This window comes from Mesorhizobium sp. SEMIA396 (assembly GCF_024518615.1).
Taxonomy (GTDB): Bacteria; Pseudomonadota; Alphaproteobacteria; order Rhizobiales; family Rhizobiaceae; genus Mesorhizobium.
Window position 1 is genome coordinate 316,019 of record NZ_JANIFC010000001.1, and the last position, 15,764, is coordinate 331,782.

The following is a 15,764-nucleotide window of genomic DNA, read 5'->3' on the forward strand; positions in this document are numbered from 1 at the left end:
ATGACCACCGTCAATCTTGAGCATCTGGCTGGGCGACGCGTACTCTCGCAGCGCGGCAAGAATGTCGGCTATATCGAGGAGATCCACGCCGAACGGGATGGTGACGATTTCGTCGTCACCGAAATCCATGTCGGGGTCTACGCCGCTTTCGAGCGCCTCTCGGCCTCGGCCATAGGCGTGGCAGTGCTGGATCTTTTCCGATTGCGCCGCCGCGGCGGTCTATATCGCATCCCTTGGAACAAGCTCGACATTTCCGATCCCGCGCGACCGCGGCTGCTGTGCCCAATGACCGAACTCTCGGGCATGAAGGGCGCACCAGACCTCCAGGAATAGGTCGTGGTGCCGCATCGTCGGGATCATTCTCAGCGCAGCATGCCTGCCGTCAGGAAAACCACGGCTGCTATCAAAACGACAGCTGCAATTACCAACACCGGCCAGTTGCCGCCGGGCCGCAGTTCCGGCTCGCCTTCGACCGGGCGCATGGCATTGGCAAAGCTGGCATCGTTTTCGAATTTTGGGCGAGTGCGCGGCGGACTTGTCCCAGCGACCGAATTTTGCGTGTCCGCGGCCTCGGCGTCTGTCTCAAGCGGGGCAATGGCGGGATCGAACCCCGGCGTTTTGTCCTGCGTTGCTCCTGCCTGAACTTCGCTTCTGGCCGCGGCAGGCGTGGGACTTGAAACCTTGATCATGATTTCTCCCTTTCGAACCAATCTCGGCAGAGTCGCACTTGCAGGCACCGGCGAGGCGACCCACCACGGTCAGACTTGCTCGCTCAGCAGAATCTTGGCGTCCTTGGCCGCAACGATGAACGCCTGTCGTGCGGTCCTTGTAGGCTTTTCGCCTCGCATGACGGCAAGGCACGCTCTGATCGCGGCAAGACGCCTCTCGGATGTCGGCTTTGGCCAGTCCCGCAGCAGCACTTCGGCTGCGTCCGACACCGAAACCACAACCCTGTCGCGGTCTATCCGGCCAGGTTGAATGATAATCGGCTTTCTGAAATGTCCAGTACGCACATGCCTCTCCAGCGGGATGCACTCTATTCGACACGTCGCTGCAAGACTGCGCGTCGCGACGCGTTTAACTCCGCACTCGTCGATTTGTTCCAGAGCATCTGGCGTTTGAAACAACTAGCCGATGGCCATCCGTGCGCCCTGTCCCAAGACTTACAGCAGATCTTTCCGAAGGAAGACTCGGGCATGTCCAGGGATCCCGAATTCGACTTTGCCGAATTCCTCGAACCCGTGCTGCATGTAGAATAGCGGCGCCTGGAAACTGCTCGTCTCCACGACGGCCTTCTTGCAGCCCCGCCGGATGGCTTCTTCCTCGATCGTCGTGAGAAGTTGTGAGCCAAAGGATTGGCCACGCAACTGCTCAGGCAGGAAGAACATGTCGAGAAACAGGAGCCCAAGCTCCGTCCTGCCCCAAAGCCCGCCCCAGGTCTTTCCTGACTGGTCGCGAAGCTCCGCTCCGATATCAGCTCGGTCGTCGATCCCGGTCTGTGCGATGTTGTATTGATAGAGCGCTGCGGCGGCCTGCGCTCTTTCATCGTCGCTATAGGTCAAAGTGGTTGTAAATCTCTCGGATCGGAATGACATGCATTTTTCCTCCTGGTGGGCACAGGCATGAGATCCGCCGGCAACGTCGGTCACGGCCAAGATGAACTCGTTGCCAACGCCAGAAATAAATCCGGCATCCATCTCGGGCGCCTTCGAACGCCGTGGGCTTTGTCTGATGGTTTTCACAAAATATTACGTGAGGGAACGTTCGCGCCTGACTCGTCTTAGGCAATCGAGGCGGTTGTCGCCTCGCCGATTGTGAAGGAGAAGAACAATGCCTAATCAAGGTGGTAGCCACGAACAGCACGTGAAGGCAGGCCAGCAGAGCCACAAGAACGCCGACAACAAAAACCGTCAGCAACAGCAGGCCTCTGGTGGTGGTCAACGGCAGCAGGGCGATGGATCCGGCATGCGTGGTGGAACCCACGAACAGCATGTGAAAGCTGGCGAACAAAGCCACAAAAACCGCTGATCGCGTGTGATTTCAGCAGACCCACCCCGAAGTATCGGGGTGGGTCTGATTGCATCTGAAGGGTACCGACGAAGAGGGCGCGAGGCCGGGTCGCGAAGTCGCCCGGCGGCTTGGCGCCGGGGCGACGACGCCCAGTCAGGCAGCTTGCTGCAGGGCGCGCTCATTGACACCGCCTTCGCCCAGCCCGGAAAGCGCTTCGTCCGTCGCGACCTCCTCTTTCAATGTCTCGTTGAGGAGCTTGACCACGTCGCTCTTGCCAAGCTGTTCAGCCCACGCGACCAACGTGCCATAGCGCGCGATTTCATAGTGCTCGACGGCCTGTGCCGCGCCGACCAGTCCTGCATCCAGCGCCGGGTCACCCTTGTATTCGTCGAGAATTTCCGACCCTTCCTCAAGAATGCCGTCGATCGCCGGACAGGTCTTGCCGCGGGCCGGTTTGTCCATAAGTTCGAACACTTGCTCGAGCCGATCGACCTGGCCTTCGGTTTCCATGCGATGTTTCTCAAAGGCCGCGGCCACCTCCTCGGATTCGGCGCCCTTTGCCATCTTCGGCAAGGCTTTGAGTATCTTCTTTTCAGCGTAGTAAATGTCCTTCAGCCCATCGAGGAACAAAGCCTCCAGTCCTTTTGTCGTCGCTCTTTTTGCAGTCGCCATGATTTGTCTCCCTTGGATTGTCATGAAAGCTCACCGGCGGTGTAGCCATGGACTAACTTTCCATGGAAGCAGTTGTTCCCTGGGCGCGACTCGGAAGGGGCAGCACGCCATATGGAGTAGATGGGAGTTCATATACGAAATCATATTTACATATAAAACAAATCATGATGATCTTGCAGTCGTGCAGCGCGGCTAAGGTGGTTGGTTCCGGCGTACATCGCTGAGCCTGAATGCCAGCAGATGATCGTGCCCAAATGAAATCAACATGATGTCGCGGTCGAGTCAGCCGTGCATTGATCGGATGTAGGGAGTGCGGCATGCCCTTTGATGTCATCGTTATCGGAGCCGGCGCAGCCGGAGCTGTTCTTGCTGCCCGGCTAACCGAAGATGCTGCCACGAACGTGCTTTTGCTGGAAGCGGGGCCGGACTACCGGAGCGGCGAGCAACCTGCCGAGATGGCGAGCCCAAATCCCTTCAACCTGCTGCTTCCCGACCATTTTCAGCAACAATACATGTATCCCGACCTGATGGCTCGTCGCACGAAGCGGCAGGAACACCGGGTCTACTGGCGCGGCAAGGGGCTTGGCGGTTCGACGGCCGTCAATGGGCAGATTGCCATTCGCGGTGTGCTCCATGCATTCGACCGCTGGGAGGAAATCGGATGCAAGGGCTGGTCGGGAGCCGACGTGCTGCCCTTCTTCTGCCGCCTGGAGGATGACCCGATCGCGGCCAATTTTCACGGCAGCGGCGGCCCGATTCCGATCTACCGCGCGCCTGTCGAAAGCTGGGGCAGCGTCGACAAGGCCATGCGCCAAAGCGCGATGGCTCTCGGCCATCCCTGGCATGACGATCTCAATGCTCCGGATGCCGAAGGGGCTTGCACCTATCCCATCAACAGTCGAGCCGGCAAGCGCGTGTCGGTCAATGACGGCTATCTGGAAGCTGCCCGCGACCGGCCGAACCTTACCATCATCGGGCAGGCGACGGTGGACAAGGTGCTTTTCGATGGCAGGAAAGCGATCGGCGTTTTGGCCATCGTGGCCGGGCAGGTTCGCAAATTCGAGGCGCCGCTGGTCATCGTCTCGGCCGGCGCCATCCACTCTCCGGTCATCCTGCAGCGCTCGGGCATCGGCCCTGCGGCTCTCTTGAAACGAAAGGACATCGAGGTGCTTGCCGACCTGCCGGTCGGCGAAGGTTTCTTCGACCATCCTTATTGCCGCATCGAACTGAAGCTGAAGCCGGGATTCAAGGCGACCGATCTCGACGCGCGGCATACCAACTGCTGTGTGCGGATGAGTTCGGGCGTGCCGGGCGCTGAGCGCGACGACATTCTCTACGTCGCCATGAACCATGGCGGCATCGGCGTGGAGTCCGACAGCGCCCAGTTCGGCGAGGCCATGGTCAATCTGATCCTGATGGAGGCCAAGAGCCGCGGCACCGTGCAACTGCGTTCCGCCAACCCTTTCGACCAGCCGCTCGTGGAAGAGAACATGCTGGACGATCCAATGGATCTCCAGCGCATGCGTATCGCCTATCGCCACCTTGGCGAGATTGCCCGGCAGGCGCCGATCCAGGCGATCGCCGAGCGCGTCCTGCTGGGGGATTCCGATCTGCCTTTGTCATGGCTCGAAACGGCAAGCGACGAGGAGGTCGACAATTTCCTGCTGGCGCAGTCTTCCGATGCGCAGCATGGGATCGGAGGCTGTTGCATGGGAAGGCTCGGCGAGGCCGTGGTCGATCCGGAATGCCGGGTCTACGGTTTGGAAGGACTGCGGGTTATCGATGCGTCGATCATGCCGCTCGATTGCCAGGCAAACACCAATCTCACCTCGATCATGATTGGCGAAAAAATGGCCGACAGCCTGCGCCGGTCCATCTGACAGCTCGAGGGCAAGCCCGCGCACAAGGCGCGGGCCTTGGAGTCAGCGGGTGATATCCACGGTAATCGTCTTCAGGTCGCACATTTCCATCAGCGTGTGCCGGCCCCCGGTGCGGCCGAGGCCGCTCTGCGTCCCGGCGGCGCCGCCGGCAGGAATATGCGGCTCCCAATAGCAGCTCATCTCGTTGATGTTGACGATGCCGACCTTCAGGCTTTCAGCAAAGGCAAAGGCGTTCTTGATGGTGCTGGTGAAGACCGCGGCCGACAGACCGTAGGGGCTGGACGCCGCAAGTTCCATCGCCTCCTCGTCGGTCTCGAAGGTCAGCACGGGTGCGATCGGCCCGAAGGATTCCTCGACATTGAGCAGGCTTTCCCGGGTCAGTCCTGTGACGATCGACGGCTCGAAATAGAGATTGGTGGCAAAACCCGACGCCACATTGCCGCCGGTAACGATCTCGGCGCCACGCGCGCGGGCGTCCGCGATGTGGCTGAGTACCTTGTCGACGGCCACCGCATTGTTGATCGGACCCATCGTCGTCGCGGGATCGAAAGGGTCGCCCATTTTCACCTGCGCGGCCGCTTTCACGAGACCTTCGATGAAACGGTCATGGACGGATTTATGCACCAGCACGCGTTCGGTGGCCGTGCAGATCTGCCCGGCATTGGCAAAGCAGCCGGCCCCGACCTGGGCGGCGGCCATGTCGATATCGGCATCGGCCAGCACGATGGTCGGACCGTTGCCGCCCATTTCGAGCAGAAGCGGCTTGCCCGCTCCACGCCGGGCGATCGTCGCGCCTGTGACAGAACTGCCGGTGAAGCCGATGGCATGGGTGCCCGGATGAACGACCGCCTCGTCGCCCACCTCCGCACCGTCACCCAGAACGAGATTGATGGCGCCGTCCGGCAGGCCCGCCTCGATGAAGCATTCGACAAGTGCCGTGGCAATCAGCGACGTCGTCGGCGCCGGCACCCAGACGACGGTGTTGCCCGTTGCGATGGCCGGTCCGAGATAATAGAGGCAGGGCAGGGCGAGCGGGAAATTCCAAGGTGTGATGATGGCAAAGACACCCTTCGGCTGCAGGAAGCTGAAGGCGCGCTTGTTGGCATCGGCAAGCGGAAACGCCGCCGTCTCCAGCCACTTCATCTGCTCTGCCGCATTGCGGAAACCGAGAGCTGCCGCCGATGCTTCGGCCTTTGCCTCGCTGTGGAAGGGTTTACCCTGTTCCAGGCAGAGCAGGCGCGCGAGTTCCTCGGCGCGCCTGTCGATCGCGTCGGCGATGCGCATGCACAGTTGAGCGCGTGCGAAGGTTCCCATCTTGCGCATGGCCTCGCGTGCGCCTTCGGCGGCTTTCACCGCGCGGCCGACATCGGCGCGGGTGGAAAGTGAGAGATAGCCGAGGTGCTCGCCCGTCGACGGACTGTCGATTTTCAGGAACTTGCCGGAGCTGCCGGCAATCCACTCGCCGCCGATACGGTTGATGCCGATGCGGGCGGCTGCTTCCGGCTCCGAGACGATCGCCATGCCGCGCAGGTTGGGGCCTTCGAGAGAAGATTTGAAATGGACTGTCATCATGCGTTCCTTTGGCCGAATTCGGATTGGATGTTCAAAATGGCGGCGCGGCTGCGTTCCACGGCTGCGATGAAAAGTCTGCTGCCGGCCTCCGCGCCCGCCTGCGACGGCGTACCGATGACGCCGTTGCCGCGGATGGCTTCGAAACGGCGCCAGACGGTGACGGCCGGCGCGGCGTAAAGGTGAGGATCCGGCCAGGATGGCGGGGTGCCGCCCGGCGGGATGAGATCGCGGCGAACGCTGTCGCCAAGCACATGCATCATCAACGAGGTTTCAAGCGCGCAAGCGTGACCGGTGCCTGTAGCGGCATCGGGCAGGGCCTCCGCCGCCACGTCGGCGATGAGATCGAAATACGAGAAACCCGCGGTGACGATGCCACGCTGGCCAAGGGTGGTGATCGCCACCTGGATCGCGGCGCGGTTTCCGCCATGGCCGTTCAGCATGACCGGCAGGAAGCCGTCTTCGGCAAGGCAGGTGCAGAGATCGACGAGAACGGCGATGAAGGTCTGCGGGCTGAGGCTCATGGTGCCGGAGAAGGAGCGATGATGCTCGGACGAGCCATAGGCGAAAGGTTCGGCGACACGCATGGAGGCCTGTCCTTCCGCCGCGGCGAGCGCAACCGCTTCCGCAAGCCAGCAATCGACGCCGAGCGGCAGATGGGGGCCATGTTGCTCGACAGCGCCGAGCGGCAGAATGACGACGGGTTTATGCACGCCGGCTGTCGCGTGTCTTTCCGTATCCGGCGAGGTCATCAGCGCAAAGCTGGACCCAGGCGGGATCGGCAATGCCGGAACTGGCTCGCTCATCGTGCTGCCTCGACAAGCCGGGCCTTGGCGTAGGTCATGCCGGAATCGGCCAGGAGAGCGACCATGATGATTGCCCCCTTGTAGAGTTCGAGGCTGGACGGGTCCGTGCCGAACACCCGAAGCGCCGTCGTCAGCAGGCTGACGATCAGGGCGCCGACGACCGCGCCCCACACCGTTCCCCGTCCGCCGAAGATACTGGTGCCGCCGAGCACGGCAGCGGCGATCGCGTCCAGAAGCAGCGAGGTACCGCCGATATTGGGCGTCACGACAGGCACCCGGCTGATCATGATCACAGCCGTCAGGAAGACGAAGATACTGGAGGCGCAATAGACGAGGATCGTGTGTTTCGTCACCGGGATGCCGGCAAGTTCCGCGGCTCCGGCATCCGACCCGAGCGCATAGGTACGCAGCCCGAAACGGCTGTGCCGCATCAGGATTGCTGCTACGGCGACGATCAGCAGTGTTGCGAAGATGACATTGGGAATGCCGAAGCTGCGCTCGATGCCGACCGCGCGAAGCGTCGGATCCTTCAGCATCAGGACGCCTTTGGAGGCAACCGCAAGCGTTGCGCCCTGCAGCGCGACCATTGTGGCCAGTGTCGTCACGAAGGGCGGTATCTTCAACAGTGCGATAACGGCGCCGTTCGCGAGGCCGATCACCACCATCACGGCAAAGCCGACGAGCAGGGCAAGCGGCAGGCTGGCGCCGCCGTCGATCAGGCTGGCGATGAAGACGGCGCAGAAGGCGACGCCGACGCCGGCGGACAGGTCGATGCCCGCCGTCAGCAGAACGATTAGAGCCCCAAGCGCCAGGATGGCGATCGGGGTCGCCTGGGCGACGATGTTGATGAGGCTGGCGGTTGAAACGATGCGGGCGTCGATGAGCGCGAAGATCGCCAGCAGGATGACCAGCAGGATCAATGGCGAGAGGTCGAGAAAGCGCCTGCACCAGATGTTCTGTTGGCGGGTCATGAGGATCCTCTCATCGGATGTGCCAATCTTCGACCGGTTCGCGCAGGCCTGATTTGACGCTGCGCAGGATGGCATCATTGACGGCGACGGCGCGCAGGGCGTCGCCGACCGGCATCACGAAAGGGGTGTCGTCGCGAACCGCCGAAATGAAATGGTGGACCTCCTCGAAGAGATCCCCGGTGATACGGCCATTGACGGTCGGCCAGTGCAGGGCGTCGGGTTGCGACCACTGTCCACGCGACAGGATGCGTAGACCGTGGTCGCGCACGTCGAGGTCGATCATGCCTTCCGTGCCGATGATTTCCGTGCGTGCCCAGATGCCGGTCGGAACGGTCGGTGGCAGCGTCCAGCCGAAATAGAGCTGTCCGCTCATTCCGTTCGACAGCTCGACGGTGGAGAAGATCGCGTCTTCGGATCGAACTCCGAGCGAAGGCATGAGCTTGGCGACGGGCCGAGAGTAGACGGCGATGATGTCCGAACCTGAGATCCATTGCAGCGCATCGACGTCGTGCACGCCGAGGTAGAAGCAGACGCTCGAGTTTCCGTTCATGCGAAGACCGACTTCGCGATTGGTGAAACGGCCGCTGCTGCCGTGGATCGGCTCGCCGATCCGCCCGGATTTCACCGCTGCCGCGGCCTCGCAATAGCGCGGGTCGAACCGCAGGATGTGGCCGACCAACAGGCGCGCGCCGTTTCTCTCCGCCGCTCTAGCAATCGCCTTGGCAGCGGAAAGATCGTGAGCCATCGGTTTTTCGAGCAGCACCGGCTTGCCGGCATCGAGCAGCGTGCGGCAGACGTCTTCATGCAGCGTGTCGGGTGCCGCCACGATATAGGCGTCGGCGGCATTGGCGGCCAGCGCGGTGGCGGCATCGCGGAAATGCCGGGCACCGAAATCGGACGCGGCCTTGCTCCCCGTGGCAGCATTCGGATCAACGAATGCCGACAGTTCCGCGACAGGGCTCGCGGCAACCACCTGCGCATGCAGGAGGCCCATGTAGCCGGCACCGACAATGGCGATCTTCAGTTTGCTCAAAGGGTTCTCCTTACAGGCATGGTGCAAGGTTGAATGCTGGCCGGGGTGCGCAGGCTGGCGGTGTGATCGTGCGATCACCGAAGGCCAGCGTCATCACGTCTTCTTCCGTCGCCCCACGAGCCAGCGTGCCGACAGAGTGGCCTTCGCGCATGACGACGATGCGGTCGGCAACGCCGAGAACCTCGGGCAACTCGCTCGACACCATGAGGATCGCCGCGCCCTCGGCCTTCAATCTTGCGATCAGGTGATGGAGTTCGGACTTCGCGCCGACGTCGACGCCGCGTGTCGGCTCGTCGAGCAGGATGATCTTCGGTTTGGTGGCAAGCCATTTGCCGATGACGACCTTCTGCTGATTGCCGCCCGAAAGCTCGATGGTCATTTTGTCGGGCTGGGCCGGCCGCACGCCGAGTGAGCCGATGAGATCGCGGGCGAGTGCCAGGATGCGGCGAGGTCTCAGCAGGCCGAAGTGACTGTTGTCGCGAATCCAGGCGAGGGACAGGTTGTCCCTGATCGACATCGTGCCGACGAATCCTTCCAGGTGCCGGTCTTCGGGTATGTAGACGATGCCGGCGCGATTGGCGGCCTTGGTGTCGCCGCCGGTCTGCTGCCCGCCGAAAATTCTGAGCGTGCCGCCATGCATGGTCTCGAGGCCGGCAATCAGCCTGAGCACCTCGGAGCGGCCGCTTCCCATCAGGCCGGCGAGCGCGACGATTTCGCCCCTGCACACGCTGAGCGTGGCCGACTTCAAGAGCTTGCCATCGGAGATGTTGCTGATTTCGATCGCGGTTTCGCCGACTTGCGCTTCGAGATAGGGGAAGATGTCGCCGACATCGCGCCCGACCATCATCGAGACGATCTCGGCCTCGCTGGTCTGGCGGGTCTGGCGCTCGCCGATGAAGCGCCCGTCACGCAGAACGACGACGCGGTCGCACTGGCTGAAGATCTCTTCCATCTTGTGGGAGATGTAGAGGATGCCGGCGCCGCGAGCTCTCAGCCTGTCGATCAGGTCGTAGAGCTGATCGCGCTCGCGGTTGGAGAGCGCGCTGGTCGGCTCGTCCATGATGAAGAACCAGGCATCGGACAGAACGGCACGGGCAATTTCCACCATCTGCCGGTGCCCGACGGAAAGCGTTCGCAGCTCCGCGCCAATGTCGATATCGAGCGACAGCTCGTCCATGATGGATTTCGCATCGCGCCGCATCCGGGCCCGGTCGAGAAATCCCAGGCGGGTATGCGGTTCGCGGCCGATGAAGAGATTCTCGGCCACCGTCAGGTCCGGCGAAAGGCTGAAATGCTGATGGATGACGCTGATGCCCTTGGCGTCGCTGGGGGAGTGGAACTGGACGGCGTTGCCGTCGATCATGATCTCACCCTCGTCCGGGCGATGCAGACCGGAAATGCACTTCACCAGCGTCGATTTCCCGGCCCCGTTCTCGCCGGCAAGTCCCACCACCTCACCGGCCGAGACGGCAAAGCTGACACCATCGAGTGCCTTGACGCCCGGAAAAGACTTGCCAAGCCCGCGCAAGGCGATGCTGTGTTTGCCGACCGGTGTTGCGGCGATGTTGCGGGGCGACGGGGTGGACTTGCGGCCACCGGTCTTGAACAGGGCGGCGACACTCTCCGGCTGGCTGGTGAGAACTGCCACCAGAATGAGGCTCGCGGTCACGAAATAGATCAGGATCTGCGGCACCTGCAGGAAGGACAGGCCGGTGTTGATGACGCCCAGCAGCAGCGCCCCGATCGCCGTTCCCCAGATGGAGCCCTGGCCGCCGGACAGTTTCGTGCCGCCGATGATCGCGGCTGTAATGGCTGTAAATTCGAGCCCGGTGCCGGCAAGCGGCTGTGCCGAACCAAGGCGGCCGATGGTGAGTATCGCGCCGAGCCCGGCCGTTGCGCCGGCAATCAGATAGACGGAAATGCGCACGAGGTCGACGGGAACCAGTGAGGCCCGCGCCGCGCCCGCATTGCCGCCGACCGCATAGATCCAGCGCCCGTACACCGTGCGATTGAGCACGAACCACCAGAGGCCCAGGCAGATGGCGGCGATGATGACGGAGACCGGCAGGAGGCCGATCGTCTCGCGTCCCGCGAAAAGCAGGACCGGATCGGCGATCGCGATGCTGGATGCGCCGGAGAGGCTGAGCGCCAGGCCGCGCGCAAACGCCATGGTGGCGAGCGTTGCGATGAATGGGGAGATGCCGGCAAAGCCGATCAGCGTTCCATTGAGCAGACCGATTGCGGCACCGCCACCGATCGCGGCGAGAAGGCTCAAGCTCGCCGAGCCGGTTGCCGTGTAGGCAAGACCCGCTGCGATGCCGGAGCAGGCAAGATTGCTGCCGACGGAAATATCAATGCCGCGCGCGATGATCACGGCCGTCATGGCAAAGGAGATGAGGGCGATGACCGCACTCTGCTGCGCGATGCTGACAAGATTGCCGGTCGACAGAAAACGCGGATCGATCCAGCCGAAGACGGCGATGGCGACCAGTAGCACCGCGATGAGAACCGGTTCGTTGCGCCGCAGTAACGGAGAGGTCCAGGACTGGAACATGGGTCGGTCCTCTTATCGAGCATCATGCGCGGTCACCACGGAGCGGCGACGGCGATCGTCAGGAAAAGGGGACGCCGGATGATACGTCATCCGGCGCTTGAGCCGCTTTTAGGCTGTTACTTTGCCAGGGTCATGGCGGTCGCCGGAACCTTGGGACCGAGTTGCTCGGTATAGTTCTTGGCTTCCACCGCCTCTTTGTCGGTGTTGATGTATTCGAAGGTGAGGCCATCCGCCTTGAGCTTCGCGGCCGTCGCATCCGAGGTCACGAAATAGGTCGGCATGTAGAGATCCTGCGGCAGCTTTTCGCCGTTGGCCAGACGAGCGGCAACGGCGATGTTCCAGTAGCCGACACGATAGGCGCCGGTCAGCACGTCCATCACCATCTTGCCGTCGTCGATCAGCGGCTTCATCTCGGCGTCGCCGTCATAGCCGCCGTAGAGCAACTGGGTTCCCATCGAGCTGGCAACGGAATCGGCGGCCAGGCAAAGGCTGTCGGAGATGCAGCCGATGGCCTTCAGATCCGGATAGGTGGTGAGCCAGGTCTGGGCGGCATTGGTTGCCTTGGCTGCGTCCCAGCCGGTCGGCTCGATGCCGACAACCTTGATGTCCGGAAACTCCTTTTTCAGGGTTTCGACAAAGCCTTTTTCGCGCGTGTCGGACACGAAGTTGCCACGCGAACCGACAAGCAGGGCGACTTCGCCCTTGCCGCCAAGCGACTTGCCGAGCGCGCGGGCAACCATCGACATGTTGTCGTAGTCCGGATAGAGCGTCGAATAGTTCGAGCCGGCCTCGACCTTGTTGCCCATGGTGATCACCGGAATGCCGGCGGCGGTGGCTTTCTGGATGACCGGAATGACCGCGTTCTTGTCGATCGGATCGATCAGGATCGCGCTGACGCCCTGATTGATGAAATTCTCGATGATGCTGACCTGTTTTTCCAGACTGCCCTCGGCGCTCTGCCAAGTGGATTTCACCCCATAGTCGGCGGCAGCCACGTCGCCCGCTTCCTTCATGCGGACGAAGAAGGAGTTCTGCAGGTCGATTGCCGCAAGCCCCAAAACCTTTTCCGCGGCAAGCGAGGGCGTCGCGATGGCGAGTGCGAGCAGAGCAATGGATGCTTTCAGGGAAATGCGCATGTTTCAGTTCTCCTCTTGTTGCGACAGGACGATTCTTCGCCTCTTTTTCATGTCCCGCACGACGACCGTCCCAGTGACAGGCATTCCGGCGGTATTTCGCGGCACTCGTGCCGTATTCATGTCAGGGCCGCGTCTGCGTGGACCGGCCTTGCTCAACCTCAGCCATTCAGGCCCTCGACACCGGCGCCACAGACAAGCCCGGCGATGCGGGCGCCGCGCGGTGGCTTGAAAGCGCCGCTCATCAAGGCGGCCAGCGATGCCGCGCCGCTGAGGTCGGCGGCGATGCCGAATTCGAACCAGAGCAATTCAGCGGCCTTCTGCATGTCCGCATCCTCGACAAGGACAATGTCGTCGACGTGCTTGGCGACGATCTCGTAGATGCTTTCGTCCGTGCGGCCGCAGGCCATGGTCGCCACCTTCGTCGTTATCTCGGGCAAGCGAACCACACGGCCGGCAGCCAGGGAGGCGTGAAGGGTCGGTGAACCGGTCGGCTCGACACCGATGATCCTGGCTTCGGGTTTGACGTGCTTCAGGACTTCGGACATGCCGCTGATGAGCCCGCCACCGCCGATCGCCACGATGTAGATGTCGGCATCGGGAATCTGATCGACCATCTCCAGCGCCACGGTTCCCTGACCGGACACGATCTGCGCATCGGCGAAGGGATGCATGTAGAAGGCGCCGCACGCCTTTGCCTCGGCCGATGCAGCCTCATGCGCTTCATCCCAGACATTGCCTTCGAAGCGAACGTCAGCCCCCCATTTGCGAAGCTTTTCCGCCTTCAGCGGGCTTGCATTGTTCGGCAGGTAAATGGTGGCGGGAACGCCGGCCCGGGCAGCCACATAGGCGGTGGCCAGGCCGTGATTGCCACCGGATGCGGCGATCAGTCCGTTTTCGATCCGGCTTGGCTCGAGCGTTTTAACCCGGTTCGTGGCGCCCCTGATCTTGAAGGAGCCGCTCACCTGGAGGCATTCCAGTTTCAAATAGACATCATTTTGAAGGTTTGCGCCCGTGGCATGGTCGAGCTTGACGACCGGGGTGCGCCGTATGAAGGGGGCAATGCGCCGGGCAGCCGCCATGATGTCCTCATGGCTCATCGGTCAGTGCCTCCGGATATTCGTTGGCAAGCACGAAGCAGCAATTCCCCGGACGCACGCGGCCGGGCTGACGCTTGGCGAAAACGATGCCGTCGATGGGGTGAAGGAGATCGATGGGCGCGCGTGACGGCGTGTGGAGGAAGTGAATGCGTCCGGCAAGGTCGCCTTTGCTGACGGCACTGCCGAGCGGGCTCAAGGGTTCGAAGACACCGTCCTCCTCGGAAAGCAGATAACCTTCGCTTCCGGGAACCTTGAGCACGCGCGCGTTGGCGCCAGGGGCGATGTCAGGCGCGCCTTTCAGGACACCTGCATGTTTCAGCACATTGCGGATGCCCCTGCGGCAGATGGCCAGCGCATCCGGACTGACAAGGCCGCCGCCGGCCATCTCGCTGCCGATGACGATCAGTCCCTGGTGGTTGGCGGACGCGGTCGAGGTCCGGGTTTCACCGAGATTGTCGACCATGACAACGGTCGGTGCCCCGAAGGCGAGCGTCGCCTTGATGTTCTTGCGATGCCCCTGCGCGGTCGGGGAGGGCTCGATGATCGCGCTCGGCAGGATCATCAGGGACGAACCGCCGGAATGGAGATCCAGGAAGTAGTCGGCCTTCGGAAACAGGATGTCATGCACATAGGCCGCGATCTGGCTTGTCAGCGTGCCGTTGAAATCGCCCGGAAAACTGCGGTTGAAATTCAACCCGTCGACCGGGGAGGTGCGGGTGCCGGCCTCGACGGCCCGAATGTTGATGGCCGGAATCGCAATGATGCGTCCGGCAATATCCCGTGGATCGATCTCGCGCAGAAGCTCGCCGAGCGCGATCGGCCCCTCATATTCGTCGCCGTGGTTGCCACCCTCGATCAGGACCGTCGGACCGTCACCGTTCTTGATGACGGCGAGCGGAACGCGGACCGTGCCCCAGGCATCGTCGTGCGGCGATTGGGGCACATGGAAGAAGCCCATCTGCTTGCCCTCGCGATCGAAATCGACGGACGTGTAAACACTGTTGTTCCGGGGAATGATGGTCGCGCGGACAGTGTTTGCAGGTCTCTGGACGGTCATCGGGTCGGCCTCGAAATTCATTGTCCCCGTCATCATGTCAGTTTTATATATGGTGTCAAGTTTGGATATAAAACCAATGGCAATTCCGATTTCTTGTCTCTATCGTGCGGGACCACCGGGGATTCTTCGAATGGCAGATGACGCAAAAGAGAGTGGCAAACCGACCTATTCGGCCCCGGCGCTGACCAAGGGTCTGGATGTCCTGGAACTGCTGGCGGAGGCGCGGGCGCCCTTGACGATGAAGGAGATCGCGGAAGGCCTCGGCCGTTCGAAGAATGAGATTTTCCGGATGCTGATCGCGCTGCAGGAGCGTCAATATATCGAGCGCAACGCCGAGACCGACGCCTATTCGTTGACCGACAAGCTTTTCAAGCTGGGGCTGCACACGCCGAGCGCTCAGGATCTCATGTCCGCCGCCATGCCCGAGCTGACGCAGATTGCCGGGGACTCAAATCAGTCGCCGCACCTGGTCGTCTTCAATCATGGCTTGACCGTCGTGACCGCGGCCGCTCCCGGCGGCGAGGACATGGCGTTCACGCTGCGCCTCGGCTACGGCCGCCTGGCCACCGACGCGACCTCCGGCCATGTGATACTTGCCTTCCAGTCACCAAAGGTCGCAGCGCGGATGATCGATGAATGTGCGGCGCATTCACCGGCGCCGCTGGATCGTGACGCGCTGGAAAAGCAGCTTCGTACCATCCGCGCGGACGGCTACTGGATGCGCGAGAGCCGCGACTTCGTCGGCATCACCGATATCTGCTGTCCGGTCATCGGGCCGGACGGCAGTGCCGTCGCCTCCATCATCGTCGCCTATATCAATCGCCATACGCGTGAAAGCCGCCATGCCTATACTCTGGAGGTCCTGCGGGCTGCCTGCGATCGCATCTCCATGAAGCTGTCACCGAGGGTTCGCTAAGGGATCGTGATGCGCTGAGGGCGCGGCGAAGCACCGTCCGCTGGCCGTTTGCACCGGATTGAT

Annotated in this window: 16 protein-coding genes; 4 read left to right on the plus strand and 12 right to left on the minus strand. The window is 62.2% G+C overall.

Going from position 1 to position 15,764, the window contains the following annotated elements:
- Positions 1 to 333, plus strand: a complete 333-nt coding sequence (locus NP503_RS01555) for a hypothetical protein (RefSeq protein WP_127268253.1) — start codon at positions 1 to 3, stop codon at positions 331 to 333.
- 29 nt (positions 334 to 362) lie between these two features.
- Here NP503_RS01555 and NP503_RS01560 read toward each other — a convergent pair whose 3' ends face one another.
- The 3 genes from NP503_RS01560 to NP503_RS01570 form a co-directional block, all read right to left on the minus strand.
- On the minus strand, positions 363 to 689 hold the full coding sequence (locus NP503_RS01560; protein ID WP_127268254.1) for a hypothetical protein: 327 nt from the start codon (positions 687 to 689) through the stop codon (positions 363 to 365).
- A 69-nt stretch (positions 690 to 758) separates the two neighbouring features.
- Positions 759 to 1,013: a DUF982 domain-containing protein gene (locus NP503_RS01565; RefSeq protein ID WP_127268255.1), complete on the minus strand. Its 255-nt coding sequence runs from the start codon at positions 1,011 to 1,013 to the stop codon at positions 759 to 761.
- A gap of 150 nt (positions 1,014 to 1,163) precedes the next feature.
- Positions 1,164 to 1,697, minus strand: a complete 534-nt coding sequence (locus NP503_RS01570; protein ID WP_236382701.1) for a GNAT family N-acetyltransferase — start codon at positions 1,695 to 1,697, stop codon at positions 1,164 to 1,166.
- A 133-nt stretch (positions 1,698 to 1,830) separates the two neighbouring features.
- Between NP503_RS01570 and NP503_RS01575 the strand changes: the two genes are divergently transcribed.
- On the plus strand, positions 1,831 to 2,028 hold the full coding sequence (locus tag NP503_RS01575; protein ID WP_127268256.1) for a hypothetical protein: 198 nt from the start codon (positions 1,831 to 1,833) through the stop codon (positions 2,026 to 2,028).
- Between the two features lie 135 nt (positions 2,029 to 2,163).
- On the opposite strand, the gene NP503_RS01580 is transcribed toward NP503_RS01575, so the two are convergent.
- Positions 2,164 to 2,682 carry a ferritin-like domain-containing protein gene (locus NP503_RS01580; protein WP_127268257.1) on the minus strand — a complete coding sequence of 173 codons (519 nt, stop codon included), beginning with the start codon at positions 2,680 to 2,682 and terminating at the stop codon, positions 2,164 to 2,166.
- Between the two features lie 317 nt (positions 2,683 to 2,999).
- Between NP503_RS01580 and NP503_RS01585 the strand changes: the two genes are divergently transcribed.
- Complete coding sequence (locus NP503_RS01585; protein ID WP_127272251.1) at positions 3,000 to 4,562, plus strand: GMC family oxidoreductase; 1,563 nt, start codon at positions 3,000 to 3,002, stop codon at positions 4,560 to 4,562.
- A gap of 42 nt (positions 4,563 to 4,604) precedes the next feature.
- Here NP503_RS01585 and NP503_RS01590 read toward each other — a convergent pair whose 3' ends face one another.
- The 8 genes from NP503_RS01590 to NP503_RS01625 form a co-directional block, all read right to left on the minus strand.
- Positions 4,605 to 6,131: an aldehyde dehydrogenase gene (locus NP503_RS01590; RefSeq protein WP_127276290.1), complete on the minus strand. Its 1,527-nt coding sequence runs from the start codon at positions 6,129 to 6,131 to the stop codon at positions 4,605 to 4,607.
- Entirely contained in the window at positions 6,131 to 6,937 is an 807-nt protein-coding gene (locus NP503_RS01595; RefSeq protein ID WP_127271522.1) for a creatininase family protein, read from the minus strand. The genes NP503_RS01590 and NP503_RS01595 overlap by 1 nt, the downstream gene beginning before the upstream one ends.
- Positions 6,934 to 7,908 (minus strand): ABC transporter permease, encoded by a 975-nt coding sequence (locus NP503_RS01600; protein WP_024503985.1) that lies wholly within the window; start codon positions 7,906 to 7,908, stop codon positions 6,934 to 6,936. The genes NP503_RS01595 and NP503_RS01600 overlap by 4 nt, the downstream gene beginning before the upstream one ends.
- 10 nt (positions 7,909 to 7,918) lie before the next feature.
- Positions 7,919 to 8,941 (minus strand): Gfo/Idh/MocA family protein, encoded by a 1,023-nt coding sequence (locus tag NP503_RS01605; RefSeq protein ID WP_127271524.1) that lies wholly within the window; start codon positions 8,939 to 8,941, stop codon positions 7,919 to 7,921.
- A 10-nt stretch (positions 8,942 to 8,951) separates the two neighbouring features.
- On the minus strand, positions 8,952 to 11,495 hold the full coding sequence (locus NP503_RS01610) for an ATP-binding cassette domain-containing protein (protein ID WP_127271525.1): 2,544 nt from the start codon (positions 11,493 to 11,495) through the stop codon (positions 8,952 to 8,954).
- A gap of 116 nt (positions 11,496 to 11,611) precedes the next feature.
- Positions 11,612 to 12,631: a sugar ABC transporter substrate-binding protein gene (locus NP503_RS01615; RefSeq protein ID WP_013530435.1), complete on the minus strand. Its 1,020-nt coding sequence runs from the start codon at positions 12,629 to 12,631 to the stop codon at positions 11,612 to 11,614.
- A 158-nt stretch (positions 12,632 to 12,789) separates the two neighbouring features.
- Positions 12,790 to 13,728: a threonine/serine dehydratase gene (locus NP503_RS01620; RefSeq protein ID WP_127267074.1), complete on the minus strand. Its 939-nt coding sequence runs from the start codon at positions 13,726 to 13,728 to the stop codon at positions 12,790 to 12,792.
- A complete protein-coding gene (locus NP503_RS01625) occupies positions 13,718 to 14,821 on the minus strand; it encodes a succinylglutamate desuccinylase/aspartoacylase family protein (protein WP_236382703.1) in 1,104 nt (367 codons plus the stop codon). The genes NP503_RS01620 and NP503_RS01625 overlap by 11 nt, the downstream gene beginning before the upstream one ends.
- Positions 14,822 to 14,915: 94 nt before the next feature.
- On the opposite strand from NP503_RS01625, the gene NP503_RS01630 reads away from it, so the two are divergent.
- Complete coding sequence (locus tag NP503_RS01630; protein ID WP_127267085.1) at positions 14,916 to 15,701, plus strand: IclR family transcriptional regulator; 786 nt, start codon at positions 14,916 to 14,918, stop codon at positions 15,699 to 15,701.
- The last annotated feature ends 63 nt before the right edge of the window (positions 15,702 to 15,764 follow it).